Below are 22,677 nucleotides of genomic sequence, written 5' to 3'. Positions count from 1 at the left end.
GGCCTTTATGACCGGAATAGATGTGACCCGTATGTAGCTGGTAGTTCCCTCTGGACCGAATATGAAAAAAATAAAAAATAAAAAAGCCACCACCAAGTCGACCGGTGCAGAGGGCAAGCCCCCGGTCTCTCCACCCGATGTGGTTCCTTCCTGTCCCGATGCACCGACGAATATCTGGATCAACCTGTTTGCTCTGGGCGTATCCCTGGCGGCCGTATTCTGGCTGCGTGAGTACGGACAGGATCTGCACGTGAAAACACAGTCTCTGGTGGTGGTGGCAGTGGCTCTGGCGCTGCCGATCATCGTGCTGGAGTGGCTGTTCCTGAAACCCTGGCGCAATCCGTCTGCAGGGCTGGATTTTCGCCGAGCAAATTACAGTCTTGGGCGCACTGCACTCAAGCTGCTCGGCTTCTACCTCAGTGTTGGCAGCGTAGCGTTCGTGTACTGGCTGTTCCCCGAGTATCACGGCTCCTTTTACGACAATTATTTTACCGTGGTGAAAGCCGTATTCCCCTGGTGGATGCTGCTGGCCGTGCCGTATTTTTATCTGGTGGACGGGGCCATGCAGTCCCCGAAAGACAGTTACTGGCAGCTGGGAAGCTGGGTCATGGGCAACCGCAAGGGAGTATCGGGGAAAGCCATTGGTCAGCTGTACCTGGGCTGGCTGGTGAAACTTTTTTTCCTGCCACTGATGTTCGTGTATCTCGGCAACAACCTGACCAATCTGTTGAATGTTGATTTTTCCCGACTGTTGGTCAGTTTCAAGTCGGTTTTTGATTTTACCTTCAATTTTCTGTTTTACATTGATCTGCTGTTTGTCACCGTGGGGTATGTGTGCACCCTGCGGCTATTCGACTCCCATATCCGCACCGCCGAGCCTAGCTTTCTCGGTTGGGGGGTGGCGCTGATCGGGTATCAGCCGTTCTGGAGCCTGTTTTCCGGGACCTATCTCAAATACGACGACGCGCCGGCATGGGGCTACTGGTTCTGGGATACCCCTTGGGCTTATACCCTATGGGGGTCGATGATTCTGCTATTGATCGCGATTTATGTGTGGGCCAGTATTCCGTTCGGTATCCGCTTCTCCAACCTCACTCACCGCGGCATCCTGACCAACGGGCCCTATCGTTTCACCAAACATCCGGCGTATATCAGCAAGAATCTGTCATGGTGGATGATCTCCATGCCGTTTATGGTCAGCGCCAGTGGCTCTGAGGCACTACGGCAGTCATTGCTGTTGTTGATGGTGAACTTTATCTATTTCATGCGCGCCCGCACCGAAGAACGACACCTGTCCTGGGACCCCACATACGTGGCGTACGCGCAATACATTGGTGAGCGGGGGATTTTCGCATTCCTCGGGCGCTGGTTCCCCCTGCTGAGGTTTGGCCACGGCCGCCTGTTCTATCGCGGTAAAGATGCGCCGGCGGTGGAGCCCCTGGTAACGGGGCCTGGCGGGCCCTCCGTTCCGGCCAGGCCCGCTTGACCTGATGACTCCGATGAACCGGAACCAGTGCGGCGCGCTGCGCCGTTTCCCCCTGCGGGTATCCCGTGCCGACGGGCGTTGGCTCGCGTACGCTGGCCTGTATTTTCTGATTGCGCTGGGTATCTGGCTGCGTATCGATCACGTCTTTACCTATAACCCCATCGACTACATATGGAGTGACCCCCAGCGGCATTGGGAGCAGGGTACGGAAACTCTGCGTGCCGATCCTATGACACTCACCGATCCGGTGATGTATCAGCTTTACATTGGTGTTCTCGCCAAACTGACGCTGAAAGAGCCCCTGCTGATTGCGTTTTACACTGCGCTGCTCGCCTGTCTTACTCCCTGGATCTGGTATCGCTTCGCCCGCGAGTTATTGCCGTCCCGGTTGCAGGCTACTGTGGTGTGGGCGGCGATTTCCCTGCTGCCGTCCTGGATTGGGATATATGGCTACTTCATGCAGGAAACCCTGTTGTTGCCCTTACTGGGCGCTGCGCTTTACGCCAGCTGGCGGTGCAGGCGCAAGCAGACCCTGGCGAGTTTTATGCTGATGGTGGTGCTGTGGACCCTGGCAGGGCTCACCCGGGGTATCGCGATTCCTCTGGCTGCGGTAGTCACGACCTGGCTGTGGCTGGTCCAGCCGCAGAAGATCGCCAAGGCCGGATTCAGTCTTCTGGTGTTGACGCTGCTGATGGGCCCCCTGGCGTACCGTAGTCATGCGGTAATGAATATGGTTTCCCCACACGGGATCGGACAGCTGGTGGCCCTCTATCTGCGCTCGGGAAAGCGGGAAATTCATGTGCATTACCTGCGCGAGGATGGGGCGCAATGGAACTATTGGTTTGGCTCTCCTTCCACCGGAGAAAAACCCCTGGCGCCGCTGAGTGACTGGACTACCACACGTGAGGGCGCTGTACACGCGCGAATTGAAATCGCCAATGGTGTGGAGGACTGGAGTAACGCGCTGAACCGCTACCCACTGACACCAGAGCGATATTTTCACCTGGCCAGTGAGAACCTGATCTACCTGTTATTTGGTTCATCGTGGCCGGATAACAACCGCGAGCGTCCCATTGAATTACTCAACCACCATATTCGTTGGCTCTGGGCGCCGCTGTTTTTCCTGTTGATGGTCGGCACGCTGCTTTGCTGGCGACGATTACAGGGTGTGCGCCTTTTTGCCGTGCTGGTTGCCACCTGGTTTCTGGTACAGGGCGTACTGCCCATCGCGGTAAATGAAGGGCGCTACCGCAAGCCACTGGAAGGTTTTTTACTGGTCCAGGCCGTGGTGTTGGCCGGGGCACTGCGGCGCAGCCGGGACCAGGTTGCGGCGAAGGTGTCCTCGTCCGACCATGTGGAGCTAGAGGGCGGGATTCCAGTGAGTAGCGGTACTGCTGAGGCGCCTTTGGCGACCCCCCAGGCCGCTCCGTTGCGGTCGCAGAATCATGTCAGCGCCTGAGTCTGGCGGCCCCGCCACCGAGCCGGGTGAAAGACCCTTGTGGTGGCGGTTGACGAAAGGACTGTTGCGCAGGTTCAGCAGTTTCCTGTTGGTAGGCGGGCTGGCTACCGGGGTCCAGTATCTGCTGTTGATATTGCTGGTTGAGGTGGTCGGGATGTTCGCTGTGATGGCATCCGTTATAGCGTACGGTGCTTCCGCAGTGATCAATTACCTGCTGAATTTCTACATTACGTTTGAGGGGCAGGCGGGGCACCGGCAGGCCTTGCCGCGTTTTGCCGGCGTGGTCATGGTCGGGTTGGGGGTGAACACGGTCAGTTTCACACTGTTGCTGATCCTGTTCCCTTATTTGCTGGCGCAGGTGGGGGCCACGCTGGTCACCCTAGTGTGTAATTTTGTTCTGCATCAATTCTGGGTATACCGGGAGCGAAAATGGAGTCCGTAATCGACCCTTCGGGTGTCTGTCCACCGCCTTCTCTGGCGATTGTTGTGCCCTGTTACAACGAAGAGGAGGTGTTGTCTGATTCGGCGGAAGAATTGCTGAATGTTGTGGCGGGGCTTGAAGCGGACGGGCGAATCCACGCGGCCTCAAAAATATATTTTGTCGACGACGGCAGTCGCGACGCAACCTGGCCAATAATGCAGCATCTCGCCCAGGAGAACCCGCGTATAGTCGCGGTAGCACTGTCCCGCAACCGCGGTCACCAGAACGCTCTCTACGCCGGACTGTCTCAGACCTCGGAAGACATGGTCGTCAGTATCGATGCCGACTTGCAGGATGGTCCGGAAAATATTGCAGCAATGATTGACGCATTTTCCGCGGGCAATGAAGTGGTATTTGGCGTGCGCACAGAGCGGGAAACGGATACCTGGTTTAAGCGCATGACCGCTGAAGGGTATTACCGGGTGATGCAGCGTCTCGGGGTTGATCTGGTGTTCAATCATGCAGACTTTCGCCTGATGTCCCGGCGAGCCGTCGATACGCTGCTCGAATACCCGGAAACCAACCTGTTTTTACGGGGAATGGTGCGGGAGCTCGGGTTTCGCTCCACCAGTGTGTCTTACGCGCGCCGCCGGCGTTTGGCGGGGGAAAGTAAGTACCCGCTGCGGAGGATGTTGTCCCTCGCGTGGCGAGGGGTAACCGCCTATTCGATTGCACCTCTGCGCGCCATTACCGTGCTGGGACTACTGGCCGGTACGGTATCCCTGGTGCTGATTGCCTGGGTGCTTGGTGTGAAAATCTTCTCCGGCAGTGCAGTCCCCGGTTGGGCCTCGATCATGGTCCCCGTCCTGTTTATCGGCAGCGTGCAGTTGCTTTGCCTGGGGGTGATTGGCGAATATCTGGGCAAGATCTACGAAGAGGTCAAGCGCCGTCCGCGTTACCACCTGCGAGAGGTGGTCGGGCATTTTCAATCGGTGCCGGATTCCAGCCGCAATGACAGGTCAATCGCCCGCAGATGCTTGGTCAGGCTTCCGGAGGATATATAGTCCACCTCAAGGCCGGCCAACTGTTGCAGGCGAGCCTCGTTCACGCTGCCGGAAATTTCGATTTTCGCGCGACCTTTCGCGAGAGTCAGCGCTTCTGCAGTCATTGCATCAGTGAACTCGTCGAGCATGATGACATCGGCACCGGCGTCCAGTGCCTGTGCCAGCTCTTCCAGGTTTTCCACCTCTACTTCCACCAGCGCGCCGGGTTTGATCTGGTGTGCCTGTTTAATCGCATTGTGGATTCCTCCAGCGGCTGCAATGTGGTTTTCCTTGATCAGGAATGCATCGAACAGGCCGATGCGGTGATTTTCACAGCCCCCGCACAATACGGCGTACTTCTGCGCGGTGCGCAAGCCGGGAATGGTTTTGCGGGTATCGAGGATTTTGATTTCGGTGCCCGCCGCCAGGGCCGCATAGTCGGCCGCAGTGGTGGCGGTGCCGGATAGAGTTTGCACGAAATTCAGTGCGCAACGTTCGCCGGTGAGGATGCTGCGGGCGTTACCGTCGAGTTCGAACAGCACACTGTTAGCGGCCACTCGTTCACCATCTTGCACATGCCAGATAACCCGCATGTGGGGATCCAGTTGCCGGAAGATCTCGTCCACCCACGGCCGGCCGCAGAACACGCAGTCCTCGCGGGTAATCACGCGAGCACGGGCGCAGCGGTCCGCAGGAATCAGTTGCGCGGTGATATCGCCATCCCCCACATCTTCCGTCAGCGCGTCTCTCACTGAGCGCTCGATATCCGAGAAAAGGTTGGGAATCCTGGTGGCGGCCGGTGTCATGCTGGGACCTCGATAGTACTGCGCCCACAACCTGTCCGGTATTGAGGGCGGGAAAGGGTAAGCCTGGAGTCTGCGGCCAGACGGCGGCAATATTAGCAAATCTGGCCGAGCAGCGAGTGTTCACTGGATGCTTTTTCTGTTATCCAGCGGGCGCCAGATCTACTCAGTGCCTGTGAATAGGGTCGCAAAAACGATAGTGCCAGGTAGCCCGAGGTTGTGCTTTCATGGTGGCTGTACTTAGAATCAACGGTCGACCAATATAGGTTGCTCCGTTCTTTTGTGCTCCTCTTCTGCTGATCACTGCAGGTGATCGGAAATTGAGCAGATAGGTATTCAGGCAAAAGGGTTGGAAATTAAATAAACCATTCACAGTGGGCTTCCCAGAGCCGCTGTGTCGCATCACCCGGCCACTTCATAGATGAAGGTGACTGCCGGCGAGGCTAGATGGCAATGAAAGACACCGATAGCGTAGCTACTAACGTCGCGTCCAATGTGGTTTCCATGCGCGGTGCCCAGGGAGAGCAGGGGCAGAACCGCCGCGGTGGCCCGGTTACCCTCCCGCCGCCGGTTGTGGCGGTACGCGATAAGGCGAAGGCTCTGTTGACGGATCACGCCAAGCAGGTGTTTGCCAAAGTCGATGACTCCCTGTTTGCCATGGCGGAAAAAGCCCATGGTCAGGATGAGCAGGATGGGCTCTTTCAGGCGCTGCGCTTGCTGCGCGTCGAGCGCCGCCGGGTGGTGGATCGATTTGCCGAAGCGCTCGATCAGGGGTTCCAGGTGCGCGAAGTCAGTGCGGACGAGGAAGATCCCTATTCAGCGGACAATCTGTCTCTGGTACACAACGATGACCTGGAGCAGCTGGTGGCCGTGGATACCATGGTCGCCAATGCCAAACGTGACTTTGCCGAGCCTCTCACCGAAATTTCCCTGCGTCTCAACACGCTGCTTTCCGTCAAGATTTACGATAAGAACAACCCGCTGGGTCCCGACGCCATCTGCGATGCGTTTGTCGAGGCCTCACGGTCGCTGGATCTTCATATCCGCGCCCGCCTGACCCTGCTGAAAAAGTTTGAGCAGCTGGTCATGCTGAATCTGGGCAAAATATATGATCAGTGTAATGACCTGTTTATCGAGAAGGGGGTTTTGCCCTCACTAAAACAGCAGCGCCGTGCCGCCCGTCAACAGCGCCCGGCTTCGCGCCCTCAGCAACCAGCGGGCTCCAGTGCACCGCAGAGTGGTTATGCGGAGTCACAATCCGGGGGCTATGCCGGTCACGGTCTGATGCCGCTGGGTAGTGGCGCAGCGCCGATGCCACCGCAAGATCTGCTGTCGCATTTGGGGGCGCTGCAGTCACATCTGCCTCAGAGCTATGGCGAGGGTGAAGTTCAGCTTCTAAACGTCAACAGCATGCTGCAGGAACGCCTGGTGGAAGTGCGCCAGTCGGCAGCGTTGGCGAAAATGGATAGCGATATCATCAAACTGGTGGAGATGCTGTTCTCTTTTATTCTGGAAGATCGCAATCTCGCCGAGCCAGTCAAATCCCAGCTTGGGCGCCTGCAGTTGCCACTGCTCAAGGTGGCCATCGCGGACAAATCCTTTTTCAGCAAGGGCGGCCACCCTGCACGCAAGCTCCTGAACGAGTTGGCAGATGCCTGCACTGGTTGGCAGGCAAAGGACAATTACGAAAAAGATCCGCTGTACAAGAAAATCAGCGAAGTGGTTGGCCGCGTACTGGCGGAATTTGATCAGGACATCAATATATTTTCTGCATTGCTGGATTCGTTCCGCGACTTTATCGAGCGCGAGCGCAAGCGTGCTCAGCGCCTTGAGCAGCGTATTGTGGACGAGGCCGACGGCAAGGCAAAAACCAAAGCTGCGCGTGCGCGGGTAGCGGCGGTGATGGATGCATTGATGGCCGAGCGCGACCTGCCGCCGGTGGTATCCGAATGGCTGGAAAAAGTCTGGGCCAATATGCTGTTCCTGACCTGTATCAAAGAGGGTACGGAGAGCGAAAGCTGGAGCCGTGATGTGCGCACCGCACGGGATCTCGTGTGGAGTGTCCACGCTCCTATGCCTGAGAGCCGCAAGCAATTGCTGGGATTATTGCCGACGCTGCAGGGGCGACTGAAAGCCGGTGTGGAAGCGGTATCACTCAACACCTTTGAAGCGCGCCGTATGTTCGCCGGCCTCAAGGAAATTTACCGCGAGCGCTTTGCCCTGGCACAGCGGCTGTTGGAAGAGCGCAGCCGCGAAGTCGAGAAAGAGGCGCGCGCTATGGCCGCCGAAGCGGCGGGGCAGGAAGCAGCCCTGGCGGAAGAGGTGGGCGATACGGCGCCAGTGAATGTGAGTGAGGTCAAGCCTGAGCCGGTTGTGGAGCTGCCGCAAATGGAAGAGCTTGAGCAGGCTGTGGCGGAAGTAGCGCTGCAGGCAGATTCACATGTCAGTGAAGAGATTTCTGAGACGGACTCCCACTGGCAGCAGACCTTCCGTCTCGCCCAGGGAAGTTGGTTTGAGCTGAAACGTGGTGATGAAGAGCAGTTCCGCTGCCGCCTTGCAGCGGTTATCAAAGATATCGACCAGTTCATCTTCGTGAACCGCAACGGTGCCAAGGTGGCGGAGTTTACCCGTGCGGAGCTGGCGATAGCGCTGCGCAAAGGGGAGCTGATGTCGATGGATGACGGTATGTTATTCGAGCGTGCACTGCAGTCGGTAATCGGTACTGTACGGCAGTCCCGTGGTGAAATGCGCTGATTCGCCGGTGGTGATAATCCGTGTAATTCCCGGCGCGTAAAAATGTTATTGAGACCGCGCCGGGAATTATGACGAGCGTTCACAAATGACGCTTTCGCAGTCTGTCAAAAAAGTGCAACAATTCAGCTAGCCCCTTTTCAACCAGAAGCTTTTAGCAATACTGTCCTACTTTTTCTCCTGTCTTTCCTGTCGTGTCGCAATATCGGCACAATTTTCAAAGAAATTCACGAAAAATGGCCCTTTCTGGCACTTGCGTGTCGTTTAGGATTGCTGGATATTGGATCTCAGCTTCAATTCCGCCGGTATGACCGCCGCGGAAGTCAGGATTTTCTCAATCTTTATGTATCAGCTTGTCGCAGTTCCGCACTGATCAGTGTGTCGGTGCCGGGGTTCTGTGGCGGCTGCCAGTTGTAGTTTCTGTTGCGGGCGCTTTACGGGGTATTTGTTTAGGGGGATTGCGCGCAACGGTTTCTCATTGATGAGAGTGGCGTAACCGATGCCAGGAGGGCGTGCCGGGGTGAGCAAGGACGAAATGGAAAGAAATAATAACGAACTATTTGTGATTACCGGTGGTGGAAAAGGTGGGGGTGCCAGGCAGTCTAACCTATCGGGATCCGCAAATACCAGACAGTTGTCTAGAAATGTGAGTCTCGTAAATCAGAAAACAATTCAGTGGATCCAGTCCCGTGTGGAGGAAGTCTTTACGCAGGTGGACGACTCTCTGTTTATGATGGCGGAAAAGGCCCATCAGCAGGAAGAGCAGGATCAACTTTTTCAGGCGATTCGCGTTATTCGGGTCGAACAGAGCAACCTGATCGATGGTTTTTGCGATGGCATCGAGGATCGTTTTCACAACCCGCGTAATGATGCACCCGGTGAGGATGTCAGCCCAGACCTGGGCAGCTCCCTGAAGAACCTTTCCCTGGTAAATAATGACGATCTGGAGCAGCAGGTTGCGATCCGCTCAATGGTGTCGAATATCCGTCGCGATCACGCGGAGGCGATCGCTGCTTTATCCCTGCGTCTTGACACCTTGGTCTCATGCAAAATTTACGATGAAAATCTGCCCCTGGGGCCCGCTGCGATCTGCAGTGCCTTTGCCGAAGTGCTGGATGATGTTGAGGTGTCGTTGCGCGCGCGCATGACCCTGCTGAAAAAGTTTGAATTACATCTGGTAAACCGCCTGGGCGAGCTGTATGAAGCCTGTAACCAGCTACTCATAGAGCAGGGGGTTCTGCCCACCATTGAAGACCCGCTGCGCCATCGAAACCGTTCAAACGCCCCCGCTGCCGGTGGGCCGGCGAGTGGAGCGAATGTACCGCCGGTTGCCGCGGCAATGCCTTCGCAAATGGCCGATTCCGCGCTGTCGCCGGGAGCGGTACCAGGTGGCGTGTCGGGTGCTCCGTCTGGCAGTTATGCGCCGGCGGGACACGTGCTTACTGGGGGCGGATCAGATCCTGCTGGAGCCAGTGTCGCGGCAAGCAGTGTTGCCGGAAGCAATGCCGGTACCGTCTCGGAGGGTAGCTATACCGGTGTACCCGGGCTTGTTCCTGCGGGTGCCGGTGCGCCGGCTATGGCTACACCCACCTTGTTGCAGCATCTGGGTCAATTCCAGATGTCGCTGCCCGCACAGAGTGGTGTGTCAGGCCAACTGATCAACGTCACAGAGTTGCTACAGCAGCACCTGGTTGAAAACCGCCAGAGCGCTTCACTTCACGAGCTCGATAGCGAAGTCATTCGGCTGGTGGACATGCTGTTCTCGTTTATGCTCGAGGACCGCAACCTCGCGGAGCCGATAAAGGTTCAGCTGATTCGCATGCAGTTGCCAATGTTGAAGTTGGCGGTTAGTGACAAAGCGTTTTTCAGCAAGAGCGGGCACCCCGCCAGGCGTCTGTTGAACGAATTGGCCGATGCTGCAATTGGCTGGCAGCCGGGGGAAAATTACCTGAATGACCCGTTGTATCGCGAGGTTTGTACGATTGTAGAAGAGGTACTGTCCCGGTACGACCAGGATGACCGTGTTTTCCTGCGTCTGCTGGAGTCTTTCCGTGCGTTTTCCATGCGAGAGCGCAAGCGTGCGGAGGTTATGGAACGCCGTACCATTGATGAGGCGCAGGGCACGGCGCGGGTAGAGGCTGCCAAAGCCCGGGTAGCGGCGGTTTACGACACCCTGACGGCGGAGCGGAAACTGCCTAAGATCGTACACGAGTGGTTGAATCGCGTGTGGAGCAGCGTGCTGTTCCGCGCCTGTCTGAAAGAGGGTACCGATAGTGGTGTGTGGCGTCAGCATGTACTTACTGCGCGCGACCTGATCTGGAGCGTGGTGGCGCCGATGCCCGAGAGCAGTGTGAAAATGCAGCGCTTGTTACCGGGCCTGAAAAAGCGGCTGGAGGAGGGTGCCCAATCTCTCTCCATGAGCGCCGGCGACCGCCAGCGCCTGATGGGTGGCCTGGAAGTCCTGTACCGCGAGCGCCAGACCCTGGGGGAACGGGTGGAGTCCGAACGGGAGCGTCGTACCCGTGAACGACTGGTGCAGGAGTTGCGCCGGGAAGCGGACAGTGTGCTGGCTATTCCAGTGGTGGAGGCAGTCGCGCCCGAAGATAAAGGAGCGCTCGACACTGAGGTGCTGGATGAGGTTCGGGAGCTGCCTGCCGATCAGAAGGCTCTGCCCGATGTGGAGGAAATCCAGCAGGTGGTGACAGAGGCTGCGGTACTGGCACCGGCTGATCTCAAGCCGCTGCCCAGCGACGACAACCACTGGCAGCAAACCTACCACCTCAAAGACAGCTGGTTTTTACTGCGTCATCCGGAAAAGCTGCCGGTGCGCTGTCGTCTTGCGGCGATCATCCGCGAACTGGATCAGTTTATGTTTGTAAACCGCCAGGGTGCGAAAGTGGGTGTTTACTCCCGCCTTGAACTTGCACACGCGCTGCGCGACGAAGAATTACTGCCACTGGAGCAGGGGCCACTGTTTGAGCGAGCTCTGCAATATGTGGTGGGCAGTTGCGGCGACAGCAAGATCCCTATTCGAGTCTGACCTTCCGATAACTGCCAGCGGTACACCGGATTGGTATATGATTGACCATAAACGTGGGCCGCTATTGGCAGATACTTCGTCGCTTCCATAAAATAGCTCCCTGCTCAGTTCCGGTGGAGTTCAGTTTTGAAATATCAGGTCCAGTCAGGGTGGCTGTCCGGCGTTCGCCGCGTGGCAAGTCCGCATTGCAATGCCCGTCCGGACGATACCGAAGTGGATCTGTTGGTTATCCACAGCATCAGCCTTCCGCCCGGTGAGTACGGCGGCGCCTACATTGACCAGTTTTTTCTCGGTCATCTGGACATCGACGCCCATCCCTATTTTTCTGAAATCGCCACTTTGCGAGTTTCTGCCCACCTGGTGATTGACCGCAATGGGCGGGTTACTCAGTACGTCCCCTTTGATGCACGTGCCTGGCACGCGGGGCAGTCGATGTTTTGCGGACGTGAAAACTGCAATGATTTTTCCATCGGTATCGAGCTGGAAGGCCTGGAGACCGACACTTACACTCCGGCGCAGTACGAGGCATTGGCGGAGGTCACTGTAGCCATTCAGCAAGCCTACCCGGCCATCGAGCGGTCGCGGATTACTGGGCACTCCGACATTGCACCGGGGCGCAAGCTGGATCCTGGTCCGGGGTTTGACTGGGACCTTTATTTTAATAAATTGGATCAACTGACCGGGCCGGCCACGGGCACCTAGTCCTGCGGGTAGAAGACCCGGACCCGGGTTGAACCGATAAACGATAGCGAGGGAGCTATGGCACTTCTGATCGTGCTGTTGGCATTGGGGCTGGTTCAGATCTGGGGGTCTGGCGGACCTCTGCACCGCGACGCCTGGTTTGGACACTGGCAATCACTGGTATTTCGGCGGCAGGCCTTGCGGGAAAGAGCCGGAATTGGCTTCGGAGTATTAGTACTTGCGCCGGTAGTGGCCGTGGCCGTTGTACTGGCCCTGGCGGAGTTGCTGCTCGGCTGGCTTGGGGTCATTCTTGTGAGTGTGCCCGCACTGCTGTACAGCTTCGGGCGAGGCCATTTTAATGATGCGCTGTCTAATTATCTGCGCGCCTGGTACCAGGGGGACCTGGAGGCTGCGAGAGACGCTGCCGCTCCGCTGATGACGGCACGGGATACTGATGCTGCGGCGCAGGCGCCGGATGCTCAGACTCTCCATCGGGTGGTGTTCCGGGCGACTATTTATCGTGCCTTCGAGCGCCTGTTTGCGGTGCTGTTCTGGTTCCTGTTACTGGGCGTGCCCGGTGCGTTGCTGTACCGAATGAGTCAGATGGCTGTGGAGTCTTTTTCTCGCAATTCTCAGGAGTCGGCCGTCAGCGGCATAAGCGAACAGAATGAAGCCCTGGCAACACGCTGGCTGTGGCTGATTGAATGGCTGCCCGTGCGTGCTCTCGGGTTCACTCTGGCGATCGTGGGCAACTTTGCCGGTTGTTATCGCGTCTGGCGCGAACGCCTTACCTGCCGTGAAACCACTACCCAGGACGTACTCGAGCATTATATGGAAGGAGCGCTCGGAGGTATCGATAGCAGTGAATGCAGTGCCGGTGTGGCGGTCAACGAGGGGCAGCGCCTGTGCGGCGCCGAGGTGGAGGCCATGCAGGCGCTACTTTCACGGGCGCTGTTGATGTGGATTACACTGATGGCACTGTATGTGCTGTTTTGGTAACCGGCTACCTGCGGAATCCGAATCTCTGTGTCTGAATTTTCATCCTGCTCTCCTTCTCCCTCTCTGGACCTGCCAGAGGCGGCAGACATTTTCACCGCTGCTGAGCGTCTCACCGGGTTAGTTCACTGCACACCCTTGATTTACTCGTCCACACTCAATGAGAGCCTGGGGGCGGAGATTTATTTCAAGTGTGAACACCTGCAAAAGGTCGGTGCCTTCAAGGCGCGTGGTGCGGCCAATGCTCTGTTTTCCTTGCCGCCGGGCACAACGGTGGTGGCGACGCATTCTTCGGGAAATCACGGTGCCGCACTGGCCTGGGCTGCAGCACAGCGAGATCTCCGCTGTACGGTGGTGATGCCGGAAAATGCGCCGCAAGCCAAAAAAAACGCCGTTGCTGCGTATGGCGCCGATATTGTGCTGTGCGCGCCAACGTTGGCCGCTCGAGCGTCAACACTGACGCAGGTGGTCAAAGAGACCGGTGCTCATGAAGTGCCGCCGTTTGATGATCCGCGCATTATTGCAGGTCAGGGGACTGTGGCTCAGGAGGTTATCGGACAGTGCCGGGCATTGGGTTTTGCGCCGGACCTTTTGGTGGCACCGGTAGGTGGTGGCGGCTTGTTGGCTGGTGTGGGGTTGGCGGTTTCGGCTTTGGCGCCGCAAATCAAGGTTCTGGGTGCCGAGCCCGCCGGGGCTGACGATGCACACCGCTCCTTTCGCGGTGGCGTGCGCGTGACTGAACAAACTCCCCACACCATTGCCGACGGCCTGCGTACCACACTGGGTGAGCGGAATTTTGCGGTGATCCGGGAAACTGTCAACGACATCGTGACAGTGTCCGAGCAAGGTATTGTACAGGCGCTGTCTTTGCTATGGGGGCGTACCAAGCAACTGGTGGAGCCATCTGCGGCAACTGGGCTGGCGGCAGTTCTGGAGCACTCTGGGCGATTTCGGGGCAAGCGGGTTGTCGTAGTATTAACCGGTGGCAATATGGATTTGGCCGCAGTAGCGAACATGATGACGACGGACAATTAAGCGCTGTTTGTGGTTGCCATTTGGGAGGAGTGGTATGAAGGATCTGGCATTTTGCCTCTGGCGCGGCGGTCGCTCGCGGACTGCTACACTGGGGAGAATATTGTTCCCGGCAATTGCTGCATTCGCTCTGGCGCTCCCGTTGAATGTCGGTGCTGAATCGTTCGTACTGACGTCGCCGGATTATGCCGAGGGCGACAAAATGCGCGCTGCGCACCTGTATTACGGCTTTGGCTGCAATGGCGAGAATATCTCTCCGCACCTGAAGTGGTCCGGTGCCCCCGAGGGGACCCGCAGTTTTGCCGTGGTGATGCACGATCCGGATGCGCCCACCGGTAGCGGCTGGTGGCACTGGGTGGTTTTCAATATTCCGGCCCAGGTGAGCAGCCTGCCCGAAGGCTCGGGAGACCCCAAGAATGGGCTGATTCCAGAGGCGATTCAGAGTCGCACGGATTTTGGCAGCCCCGGTTATGGCGGTGCCTGTCCGCCGAAGGGGCAGGGTGAGCATCGTTACCAATTTCGCGTATATGCGCTCAAGGTTGAACAGTTGCTGTTGGATGAGAGCAGCCCCGCAGCGATGGTGGCGTATCAGATCAATGCCAATAAGCTGGCAGAAGCGCAACTGGAACTAAAATTTGGACGCTAGCCGCCGCTTGAGCGTTGGCGGCGGTACCGCACATCAGGCAAGCCCATAAAAGGAACCAGAGCCTGCCCATGCAAAAACAAAACATGACCTGGGGTGAAGCACTTAGGGTCTACCTCAAGCCCAAAGTGCTGGCGATGTTTTTTCTCGGCTTCTCCGCCGGCCTGCCGTTGCTGCTTGTGTTTTCTACCCTGACAGCTTGGTTGCGCGACTACGGCGTTAGCCGCACCGCAATCGGCTTCTTTGCCTGGGTGGGTATTACCTTTTCTATCAAGGTGCTTTGGGCGCCGGTCATCGACTACCTGAAAATCCCCGTGTTGACGCGGGTGATGGGCAAGCGACGCAGCTGGATGCTTGCCGCGCAGATCGGCGTGGCCCTTGGCCTGCTGGGGATGGCGAGTGTCAATCCGCAACTGGCTCTGACTCAGGTGGCAGTTCTCGCGGTTATCGTGGCGTTCTGCTCCGCATCCCAGGATGTTGTGATCGATGCGTTTCGCATTGAGTCGGTGGATCGGGACTTGCAGGGGGCAATGGCCGCGAACTACGTGTTCGGTTATCGGATAGCCTTGCTGGTTGCGGGAGCCGGGGCTCTGTACGTGGCGGAGTTGGCAAACTGGTCCGTGGCCTATGCCACCATGGCGGGGTTGATGGGGGTCGGTGTCATCACCACTTTGCTAATCTCGGAGCCGGATCACGCCAAAGTCAAAGCCATGGCAGAAGAATTCCAGCACGCCTGGGTGGACCGGATGCTGGGTGGCGGTCAGCACAGCCGTATCTGGGAGTGGTTCGTACGTGCGGTGGCCTGCCCGTTTATCGAGTTCTTCCAGCGTAATGGTCGTTTCGCTCTGGTTCTGCTTTTGTTTATCGGTGTGTACCGGCTCAGTGATATCGCCATGGGGGTGATGGCGAATCCTTTCTATCTGGACCTCGGCTTCAGCAAAAGTGACATTGCCCAGATTACCAAGGTATTTGGTTTCTTCTTCACTATATTCGGGTCTTTCCTGGGGGGGCTGCTGGTAGTGCGTTTTGGCATCATGCGCCCATTGATTCTCGGTGCGGTTATGGTGGCAGCAACCAACCTGCTGTTCGCTCACTTGGCGAATATCGGTCCTGATAAAACCTGGCTGGCACTGGTGATCAGCGCCGACAATGTCAGTGCCGGGTTATCCAATGCGGTATTTATTGCCTATCTCTCAAGCCTCGCCAACCAGGCCTACACGGCCACCCAGTACGCGTTGTTCAGTTCGCTAATGACCTTACCCGGAAAATTTATCAGTGGTTTTTCCGGTATCGTGGTGGATGCAGAGGGGTACAACCTGTTCTTTACTTATGCCGCGCTTATCGGACTGCCCGCGATTCTGCTGGCCATCTATCTATGGTGGCGCAGCCGTCGCGAAGAGGTGTTGGCAAAAGAAGCGGCACCCGGCTGAACCGGCCGGCGGTGATTGGACGGTTGGTTCACTTTTAGGGTTCGTAGAGAGGCGCTGCACCCGCGCTGTGGCTCGAAGCCTAAAGTTCGCCCTGCCGTGGCCACCCGTACAGAGTCAAATCCACCCTGCCGCTGATCAATGCGACACCTTCCGCCTGCAGGCGATCCCTCTGCCGTTGAAAACCGGGCTCGGGAAGAGAGATCTTTCCCTGGGCATTAAGTACCCGATGCCAAGGCAGGGAGGTGTCTTTGGGGAGTTTCCGCAGGGTGCTGCCAACGAGCCGGGCTGCTCGCGGTAGCCCCGCCAATTCCGCCAGCCTCCCATAGGTGACTACCCGTCCTTCCGGAACCTGCGCGAGTGCAAGGTAGATGCGAGTTGTGGCATCATTGTCAGTTGATGTAGGTTTCTGCACCAATTCCGTTCCTGAAGTCGTTTGAACTTCTGCGCTGTGTCGAACTCTTAGATTATTAGTTTCGAACAATTAATAATGTAAAGCTATCGAAAGGTTGTTTCGTGCTGTCTGTTGTCCCCCGATTTTCCCCGTTTACCACAAAGATTTCCGCATTTTTCTCCATCAAGAGTGCGGCCATTCTATTCGCCTTTATCGCGGCTGCCTCGCCGGTGCAAGCCGGGGTGCTGAGCCTTTCCAATGGCGACCGAATTTACGGTGAGCTGGTACTGGTGGAAAAAGACAATGTGGTCTGGAATTCAGAAACCTTTGGCGAGATTACGGTCGAGAAAGGCAAGATCCTGTCACTGGAGACCGATAAAGATCTCAAGATTGCCGGGCGCGATGAGCCCTGTGCGTTGGCTGGCCACCGCCAGGAGCAGTGGGAGCTGTATTGTGATGAAGGCTCTGGCTGGGTGATGGACTTCCCGGCGATTGACCGTGCTGAGCCCTACGTTAATTTTGTTGGAAATCCGGTCATTTTCCACGGCAACGTCGCCGCCTCCGGGATTTTTGAAGAAGGTAACCGTGAGCGGGAAGACTGGGACATCAACGCCAACTTCGACGTGCGCAATGGCGATTTCCATCACATTATCGGCACTCAGTACCAGAACCAGAACAATCCGGAAATTGATGATCTGGAAAAATACCGCCTGAGCTACGATCTGCGGTGGATCTTTGCTGAAAAGTGGTTTGCTGCGGGTAACAGTTCTCTGGTACATGAGGAGGCGCGAAATATCGACTTGACGACGACTCTCGGTCTTGGCCTCGGTTACCTGTTTTTCGATACCGACAAGTCAGCGTTCTCGATCCAGGGCGGTGTGAGTAGCCTGAAGGATGAATATATTGACCCGAGCCTCAACGAAACCGGGGATAACCGCTACGCCGCCGGCCGCTCCGCGTGGAATTACCGCTACAAGTTCGATATGGGCCCAGAGGTCTACTACAACCAGGAACTGTTGCAATCCTTTGAGTCCAGTGACGACTACCAGAGTACCGCTGAAATCGGCGTCCGTACGCCACTGGTCAAAGGTATATTGATGGAGGTGAAATACGCGTGGCAATACGATAATACGCCCTCTATCGATAGTGAGAAGCAAGACACCAAGATGACGGTTGGCGTGGGTTACTCCTGGTAGCGTGGCAACATGCAATATTATGCGGCCGGTCGTGTACCTTGGCTGGCCAGATGAAACCCCGGCATCGGAGTTTCTGGGATAGGCTTTCAGGAATATATAAATTATGAACGTGGAAAAGAGTGTTGTAGCGATAACCGGTGCCGGCCAGGGCCTCGGGCGTTCAATGGCGGTGTATCTTGCCCAGCGTGGAGCGCGTTTGGCACTTTTGGATGTAAATCAGCAGGGGCTTGACGAGAGCGTCGCCGCCTGCGAAGCCGTTAGCGCAGAAGCCAAAAGCTACGTGGTGGATGTGTCCAGTGAGGACGCGGTAGACCACTGCTTTGAGGCGGTTAGCGCAGATTTCGGTGCACTGGATGTATTGATTAACAATGCCGGAATCATGCGTGATGGCATGCTGCTCAAAGTAAAAGACGGCAAAGTGACCGAACGTATGTCGCTGGCCCAGTGGCAGTCTGTGATCGATGTGAACCTGACCGGGGTTTTCCTCTGTACCCGTGCCGCAGCGGGAATCATGGCGGAGAAGGGTAGCGGCGGTGTGATCATCAATATTTCCAGCGTATCCCGCGCGGGCAACATGGGGCAGACCAACTATTCCGCCTCCAAGGCCGGCGTTGCTACCATGACCGTTACCTGGGCGAAGGAGCTGGCACGCTTCGGCGTGCGGGTGGCCGCCATTGCCCCGGGCTTCATCGGTACCGATATGGTGGCCCAGATGCGTCCGGAAATATTGGATAGCCTGGTCAAGCAGGTTCCACTGCGCCGAATTGGCGAGCCGGACGAAATTGCCAGCACCGTCTCGTTCATTATCGAAAATGATTATTTGACGGGGCGAGTGGTGGAAATTGACGGCGGCGCCCGCATGTAATTGATTTGGCGAAGGCCCCTGACTTTGCAGGCCAGGCTAAAGAAAGCGTCGCCATCACACCATTTTTCCTCTGGAGTCCGGGCTCATGCGTCCTCTATTACTGTTGTTTATTATTTTACCCATTCTCGAAATGTGGGTATTGATCAGTGTCGGAGAGGAAATCGGCGCATTGCCCACCATTGGCCTGGTCCTGTTGACTGCGGTTGTCGGACTGGCATTGCTCAAACGCCAGGGTATCTCGACCATTATGCGGGCCCAGCAAAAGATGCAGGTGGGCGAGTTGCCCGCCAAAGAAATGGCTGAAGGCATTTTTCTCGCGGTAGGTGGTGTGCTGTTGTTGACTCCAGGATTTATTACCGATGCCTTTGGTTTTATCTGCCTGATCCCCGGTATCCGCCAGCTGGTACTGGGTCGCCTTCTGAACCACGTTGTTGTGGTTCGCGGTGCTGGATACCAGCAGCAATCCGGTCAAGGCCCGGATAGCCGTACGAACAACCGCCGTGAGGGGCAGGGGGCGCGCAACGTAATCGAGGGGGATTTCGAGCGCGATGACCCGGATTCCAAGCATAACCCTGATTAAAATTTGTACCGCTGCTGGGCTTGAAGCGGTCCAAGCCTGACTGGTCGCGGCTAACAGGTCATCTGTCCAGCGATTTCCCGGCCTCTTCTACTATCGAGTTACTGGCGTCTTATGCTCCAGTGGCCCTGTTTCTCAAATTTCCCAGTTTTTTTCTCCACCGCTGTTGAAATTGCTCTTGCGCCCCCACATATAGGCTCCACTCAAGATTTTTCCCAGGGCCGGATACCGGAACTGGGGCTGGCCGGGCCCTTTCGCAAGGGGCGGCCCCTTGTAATTGCAACCCTAAATCGACGCATTGGAGATCCAATCCATGAAAATTCGTCCTTTACACGACCGTGTAGTCGTACGCCGTAAGGAAGAAGAACAGAAAACCGCAGGCGGCATTGTTCTGCCAGGCGCAGCGAAAGAAAAGCCGAATCAGGGCGAAGTGGTTGCCGTGGGCGAAGGCAAGCAGCTGGAGAACGGCGACGTTCGTGCACTGTCCGTAAAAGTCGGCGACACCGTAGTTTTCGGTCGCTATGCCGACAGCAACACCCTCAAGGTGGACGGCGAAGAGCTGATCATCATGAGCGAAGGTGACATCTACGGCGTACTGGAAGGCTAAGGGCTCGGCCATTAGCTCCAGTATCTGATAACGACGAACAGAATTGAGGAATTAAGACCATGGCAGCAAAAGACGTTAAATTTGGTGATGACGCTCGCCAAAAAATGCTGAACGGCGTAAACATCCTGGCCGACGCCGTAAAAACTACCCTGGGCCCGAAAGGCCGCAACGTGGTTCTGGACAAAGCGTTCGGTGCGCCGACCGTAACCAAAGATGGTGTATCCGTAGCCAAAGAAATCGAACTGAAAGACAAGTTCGAAAACATGGGCGCACAGATGGTGAAAGAAGTTGCTTCCAAAGCATCTGACACCGCCGGTGACGGCACCACCACTGCTACCGTACTGGCCCAAGCCATCGTAACCGAAGGTCTCAAATCCGTGGCTGCTGGCTTCAACCCGATGGATCTGAAGCGCGGTATCGACAAAGCTGTCGCTGCGGCCGTTGAGCACATTGCCAGCCTGTCTACTCCTTGTGAAGACAGTAAATCCATTGCCCAGGTAGGCACCATCTCCGCCAACAGCGACGAGCAGGTTGGTACCATCATCGCAGAAGCAATGGAAAAAGTGGGCAAAGAAGGTGTCATCACTGTTGAAGAAGGTTCCGGCCTGGAAAACGAGCTGGACGTCGTAGAAGGCATGCAGTTCGATCGCGGCTACCTGTCTCCTTACTTCATCACCAACCAGGAAAACATGACCGCCGAGCTGGACAGCCCGTTCATCCTGCTGGTTGACAAGAAAATTTCCAATATTCGTGACCTGCTGCCTCTGCTGGAGCAAGTAGCCAAGGCTTCCAAGCCGCTGCTGATCATTGCTGAAGACGTAGAAGGTGAAGCGCTGGCCACTCTGGTAGTCAACAGCATGCGCGGCATCGTGAAAGTAGCTGCGGTTAAAGCACCTGGCTTTGGCGACCGTCGTAAGGCTATGCTACAGGACATCGCAATCCTGACAGGCGGCACCGTGATCTCTGAAGAAGTTGGCCTGGAACTGGAATCCACCACTCTGGAGCACCTGGGTACTGCCAAGCGCGTCACCCTGTCCAAAGAGAACACCGTAATCGTTGACGGTGCTGGCGACGTTGCCGACATTGAAGCGCGCGTTAAGCAGATCCGCGCCCAGATCGAAGAATCCTCTTCCGACTACGACAAAGAAAAACTGCAAGAGCGTGTTGCCAAACTGGCCGGCGGTGTTGCGGTGATCAAGGTTGGCGCCGCCACCGAAGTCGAGATGAAAGAGAAGAAAGCCCGCGTAGAAGACGCCTTGCACGCAACTCGCGCTGCTGTAGAAGAAGGCGTTGTTCCTGGTGGTGGTACTGCACTTGTTCGCGCGACCCAGGCGATCAAAGTGACTGGTGACAACGAAGACCAGAACCACGGTATTGCTGCTGCACTGCGTGCGATGGAAATGCCGCTGCGTCAGATCGTCACCAACGCCGGCGACGAAGCTTCCGTTGTTGTGGACAAAGTGAAGCAGGGTGAAGGCAACTTCGGCTACAACGCCGGTACTGGCGAGTACGGCGACATGCTGGAAATGGGCATTCTCGACCCAGCCAAGGTAACCCGTTCTGCATTGCAGGCAGCAGCCTCTATCGCTGGCCTGATGATCACCACCGAAGCCATGGTTGCAGAAATTCCGGAAGACAAGCCGGCTGCGCCTGACATGGGTGGCATGGGCGGAATGGGTGGCATGGGCGGCATGATGTAAGCCGGCCTCCAGCCAAACTATAAAAAAACCCCGCTTTAGCGGGGTTTTTTTATGCATGAATAGCCGTGACCTCCAGTTTGGAGAGCGCATCAACAGGCGATCCGATATATCGGCTCAGGCTCCGTTACCTTGTTTCTGGGTAGGCGATTGTCTGCGGCGCTCAAGGCGGAAAGTCCGTGATTCAGGCAATCCATTGGGCTCAGGACACCCTTACTGCCACGGTTTACCACATGCGTATAAATCTCGGTAATACTGATATCCGAGTGCCCGAGCAGCTCCTGAATTGTTCGCAGGTCATACCCTGACTCGAGCAGGTGCGTCGCAAAACTGTGCCGAAACGCATGGGCCCGCGCAGGTTTGTGAATACCCGCCGCTTTTACAGCACGGCGAATCTGCTTCGACAGTGCTGTTGGGTGAAGGTGATGTCGTCGCACCTCTCCAGTACGGGGGCAGGGGCCGGTCTGGGAGGCCGGGAATAGATATTGCCACGCGAGCTCCTTCACCGCATTGGGGTATTTTTTTGCAAGAGCATCCGGCAGGTAAACATTTCCCACGCCGTCTGCCAAATCTTCCTCATGCAGGATGCGAACACGCTCAATCTGACGCTTCAGATCCGCTACGAGCCCCTGGGGCAAAATAGTCGTGCGATCTTTATTGCCTTTTCCCGCGCGCACAAAAATATTATTGCTGCCAAAATCGATGTCTTTGACCCGCAGTGAGAGCAGCTCCGCCGAGCGCAAACCGGACCCGTAAAGCAGTTGTACACGCAACCGGCCCGGTCCGGATAGGTGGGATAAAATTTGTGTAATCTCCGAGCGACTATATACCACTGGCAACCTGCGGGGCCGTTTCGCCTGAGTAAACGAAAGCCCCTCCAGTTCAACTCCGAGAAAGCGAGTAAACAGGTAAACCAGCGCGTTCAGTGCAATGCGCTGAGTTCCCACCGAGCAGTCGCGCTCTTCCGACAAGTGGGTCAGAAAATGTTCGACCTCGGGCACGCCCATATCCTGAGGGTGCCTTTTATCGTGAAACAGAATAAAACGCTTAATCCAGTGTGTGTAAGTCCGTTCTGTCGTATATGCCAGCCCAGCGTCACGCATGTGTAATCGCAGGGTATCCAAAAAACGAACCGGCCGTACAGGAATCCGCTGTCTGATGTTGTCCATAAATCACCCACGACGACTGTTTTTATATACAGTAGTTTTGTTCGGGCAGGCCGTCAACCCTAGATTCAGCAGCCTATGGCGTGTGTACAAGTAATGGGGTAGCCTAACCCCTTGATATATATCGAATTCACAGGTTCGAAGGGCGCCGGTATCAATATCAAGAACAAAAGCCATAGGCTTCTTTTTGAGGGCAAGAATACCGAAGGGTCGAATATAAAGTATTGATCTGTTGGCTATTTGAGAGGGGATGTGGCTTTTTCCGCCACAGGACAATCGTGTTTACAAAACAAGCCCTTGGCGTATGAATAAAACTGTTACGTGTCACTGAGAATAAAGCATGGATGTGAAAATTGTTTCTGTAGATGATGCTTCTCGGTTATCAAAATTCTA

Annotated in this window: 19 protein-coding genes; 16 read left to right on the top strand and 3 right to left on the bottom strand. The window is 56.3% G+C overall.

All coding sequences use genetic code 11. The annotated features are described in order from the left end of the window. Nucleotides 1-61: 61 nt before the first annotated feature. From AAFH99_RS13505 to AAFH99_RS13490, 4 genes are all read left to right on the top strand, one after another. Nucleotides 62-1,486, top strand: a complete 1,425-nt coding sequence (locus tag AAFH99_RS13505; RefSeq protein ID WP_231492146.1) for an isoprenylcysteine carboxylmethyltransferase family protein — start codon at nucleotides 62-64, stop codon at nucleotides 1,484-1,486. 13 nt (nucleotides 1,487-1,499) lie between these two features. Continuing rightward, nucleotides 1,500-2,945, top strand: a complete 1,446-nt coding sequence (locus AAFH99_RS13500; protein ID WP_406827971.1) for a hypothetical protein — start codon at nucleotides 1,500-1,502, stop codon at nucleotides 2,943-2,945. Nucleotides 2,946-3,009: 64 nt separating this feature from the next. Continuing rightward, a complete protein-coding gene (locus AAFH99_RS13495) occupies nucleotides 3,010-3,387 on the top strand; it encodes a GtrA family protein (protein ID WP_051687424.1) in 378 nt (125 codons plus the stop codon). Continuing rightward, nucleotides 3,375-4,430, top strand: a complete 1,056-nt coding sequence (locus tag AAFH99_RS13490; RefSeq protein ID WP_406827970.1) for a glycosyltransferase family 2 protein — start codon at nucleotides 3,375-3,377, stop codon at nucleotides 4,428-4,430. Before AAFH99_RS13495 ends, AAFH99_RS13490 begins: the two co-directional genes overlap by 13 nt. On the opposite strand, the gene nadC is transcribed toward AAFH99_RS13490, so the two are convergent. After that, nucleotides 4,352-5,215, bottom strand: a complete 864-nt coding sequence (gene nadC, locus AAFH99_RS13485; protein WP_043321039.1) for a carboxylating nicotinate-nucleotide diphosphorylase — start codon at nucleotides 5,213-5,215, stop codon at nucleotides 4,352-4,354. The genes AAFH99_RS13490 and nadC overlap by 79 nt on opposite strands. Nucleotides 5,216-5,659: 444 nt before the next feature. Between nadC and AAFH99_RS13480 the strand changes: the two genes are divergently transcribed. The 7 genes from AAFH99_RS13480 (at nucleotide 5,660) to AAFH99_RS13450 (ending at nucleotide 15,785) form a co-directional block, all read left to right on the top strand. Next, nucleotides 5,660-7,966: a DUF1631 domain-containing protein gene (locus tag AAFH99_RS13480; protein WP_231492143.1), complete on the top strand. Its 2,307-nt coding sequence runs from the start codon at nucleotides 5,660-5,662 to the stop codon at nucleotides 7,964-7,966. Between the two features lie 643 nt (nucleotides 7,967-8,609). Next, the gene (locus tag AAFH99_RS13475) at nucleotides 8,610-11,003 is read left to right on the top strand and encodes a DUF1631 domain-containing protein (RefSeq protein WP_051687423.1); all 2,394 of its coding nucleotides are present in this window, start codon (nucleotides 8,610-8,612) and stop codon (nucleotides 11,001-11,003) included. Nucleotides 11,004-11,129: 126 nt separating this feature from the next. Continuing rightward, nucleotides 11,130-11,705, top strand: coding sequence for a 1,6-anhydro-N-acetylmuramyl-L-alanine amidase AmpD (gene ampD / locus AAFH99_RS13470; RefSeq protein WP_043321036.1), 576 nt, complete (start codon nucleotides 11,130-11,132; stop codon nucleotides 11,703-11,705). Nucleotides 11,706-11,762: 57 nt separating this feature from the next. Further along, nucleotides 11,763-12,683 (top strand): regulatory signaling modulator protein AmpE, encoded by a 921-nt coding sequence (gene ampE, locus AAFH99_RS13465; protein WP_406827969.1) that lies wholly within the window; start codon nucleotides 11,763-11,765, stop codon nucleotides 12,681-12,683. Nucleotides 12,684-12,710: 27 nt separating this feature from the next. Beyond that, on the top strand, nucleotides 12,711-13,715 hold the full coding sequence (locus tag AAFH99_RS13460; RefSeq protein WP_081848232.1) for a threonine/serine dehydratase: 1,005 nt from the start codon (nucleotides 12,711-12,713) through the stop codon (nucleotides 13,713-13,715). Nucleotides 13,716-13,749: 34 nt separating this feature from the next. Continuing rightward, on the top strand, nucleotides 13,750-14,358 hold the full coding sequence (locus AAFH99_RS13455; protein ID WP_081848231.1) for a YbhB/YbcL family Raf kinase inhibitor-like protein: 609 nt from the start codon (nucleotides 13,750-13,752) through the stop codon (nucleotides 14,356-14,358). A 68-nt stretch (nucleotides 14,359-14,426) separates the two neighbouring features. Further along, nucleotides 14,427-15,785, top strand: a complete 1,359-nt coding sequence (locus tag AAFH99_RS13450; protein WP_043321032.1) for an AmpG family muropeptide MFS transporter — start codon at nucleotides 14,427-14,429, stop codon at nucleotides 15,783-15,785. Between the two features lie 79 nt (nucleotides 15,786-15,864). On the opposite strand, the gene AAFH99_RS13445 is transcribed toward AAFH99_RS13450, so the two are convergent. Beyond that, on the bottom strand, nucleotides 15,865-16,200 hold the full coding sequence (locus tag AAFH99_RS13445) for an MGMT family protein (RefSeq protein ID WP_406827968.1): 336 nt from the start codon (nucleotides 16,198-16,200) through the stop codon (nucleotides 15,865-15,867). Between the two features lie 98 nt (nucleotides 16,201-16,298). On the opposite strand from AAFH99_RS13445, the gene AAFH99_RS13440 reads away from it, so the two are divergent. The 5 genes from AAFH99_RS13440 to groL all read left to right on the top strand — a co-directional run bounded on the left by AAFH99_RS13440 (nucleotide 16,299) and on the right by groL (nucleotide 21,121). After that, nucleotides 16,299-17,372 (top strand): DUF481 domain-containing protein, encoded by a 1,074-nt coding sequence (locus AAFH99_RS13440; RefSeq protein WP_043321030.1) that lies wholly within the window; start codon nucleotides 16,299-16,301, stop codon nucleotides 17,370-17,372. 103 nt (nucleotides 17,373-17,475) lie between these two features. Continuing rightward, a complete protein-coding gene (locus AAFH99_RS13435; RefSeq protein WP_406827967.1) occupies nucleotides 17,476-18,237 on the top strand; it encodes an SDR family oxidoreductase in 762 nt (253 codons plus the stop codon). Nucleotides 18,238-18,322: 85 nt separating this feature from the next. Beyond that, nucleotides 18,323-18,817, top strand: a complete 495-nt coding sequence (locus AAFH99_RS13430) for an FxsA family protein (RefSeq protein WP_043321027.1) — start codon at nucleotides 18,323-18,325, stop codon at nucleotides 18,815-18,817. 310 nt (nucleotides 18,818-19,127) lie between these two features. Next, nucleotides 19,128-19,421: a co-chaperone GroES gene (locus AAFH99_RS13425; RefSeq protein WP_043321025.1), complete on the top strand. Its 294-nt coding sequence runs from the start codon at nucleotides 19,128-19,130 to the stop codon at nucleotides 19,419-19,421. A 59-nt stretch (nucleotides 19,422-19,480) separates the two neighbouring features. Continuing rightward, nucleotides 19,481-21,121 (top strand): chaperonin GroEL, encoded by a 1,641-nt coding sequence (gene groL, locus AAFH99_RS13420; protein ID WP_043321023.1) that lies wholly within the window; start codon nucleotides 19,481-19,483, stop codon nucleotides 21,119-21,121. An 89-nt stretch (nucleotides 21,122-21,210) separates the two neighbouring features. Here groL and AAFH99_RS13415 read toward each other — a convergent pair whose 3' ends face one another. Next, entirely contained in the window at nucleotides 21,211-22,287 is a 1,077-nt protein-coding gene (locus tag AAFH99_RS13415) for an integron integrase (RefSeq protein ID WP_406827966.1), read from the bottom strand. Nucleotides 22,288-22,677 lie beyond the last annotated feature (390 nt).

The organism is Microbulbifer sp. ARAS458-1, assembly GCF_045348205.1.
Classification (GTDB): Bacteria; Pseudomonadota; Gammaproteobacteria; order Pseudomonadales; family Cellvibrionaceae; genus Microbulbifer.
The sequence above is the reverse complement of the archived record's forward strand: the minus strand, read 5'-3'. Positions and strand labels throughout refer to the sequence as shown.

Coding starts and splice junctions, on each gene's coding strand:
- AAFH99_RS13435 (WP_406827967.1), top strand. CDS start 17,476: ATGAACGTGGAAAAGAGTGTTGTAGCGATAACCGGTGCCGGCCAGGGC.
- AAFH99_RS13455 (WP_081848231.1), top strand. CDS start 13,750: ATGAAGGATCTGGCATTTTGCCTCTGGCGCGGCGGTCGCTCGCGGACT.
- AAFH99_RS13500 (WP_406827971.1), top strand. CDS start 1,500: ATGAACCGGAACCAGTGCGGCGCGCTGCGCCGTTTCCCCCTGCGGGTA.
- AAFH99_RS13490 (WP_406827970.1), top strand. CDS start 3,375: ATGGAGTCCGTAATCGACCCTTCGGGTGTCTGTCCACCGCCTTCTCTG.
- AAFH99_RS13415 (WP_406827966.1), bottom strand. CDS start 22,287: ATGGACAACATCAGACAGCGGATTCCTGTACGGCCGGTTCGTTTTTTG.
- AAFH99_RS13480 (WP_231492143.1), top strand. CDS start 5,660: ATGGCAATGAAAGACACCGATAGCGTAGCTACTAACGTCGCGTCCAAT.
- AAFH99_RS13450 (WP_043321032.1), top strand. CDS start 14,427: ATGCAAAAACAAAACATGACCTGGGGTGAAGCACTTAGGGTCTACCTC.
- AAFH99_RS13430 (WP_043321027.1), top strand. CDS start 18,323: ATGCGTCCTCTATTACTGTTGTTTATTATTTTACCCATTCTCGAAATG.
- ampE (WP_406827969.1), top strand. CDS start 11,763: ATGGCACTTCTGATCGTGCTGTTGGCATTGGGGCTGGTTCAGATCTGG.
- AAFH99_RS13425 (WP_043321025.1), top strand. CDS start 19,128: ATGAAAATTCGTCCTTTACACGACCGTGTAGTCGTACGCCGTAAGGAA.
- AAFH99_RS13505 (WP_231492146.1), top strand. CDS start 62: ATGAAAAAAATAAAAAATAAAAAAGCCACCACCAAGTCGACCGGTGCA.
- groL (WP_043321023.1), top strand. CDS start 19,481: ATGGCAGCAAAAGACGTTAAATTTGGTGATGACGCTCGCCAAAAAATG.
- nadC (WP_043321039.1), bottom strand. CDS start 5,215: ATGACACCGGCCGCCACCAGGATTCCCAACCTTTTCTCGGATATCGAG.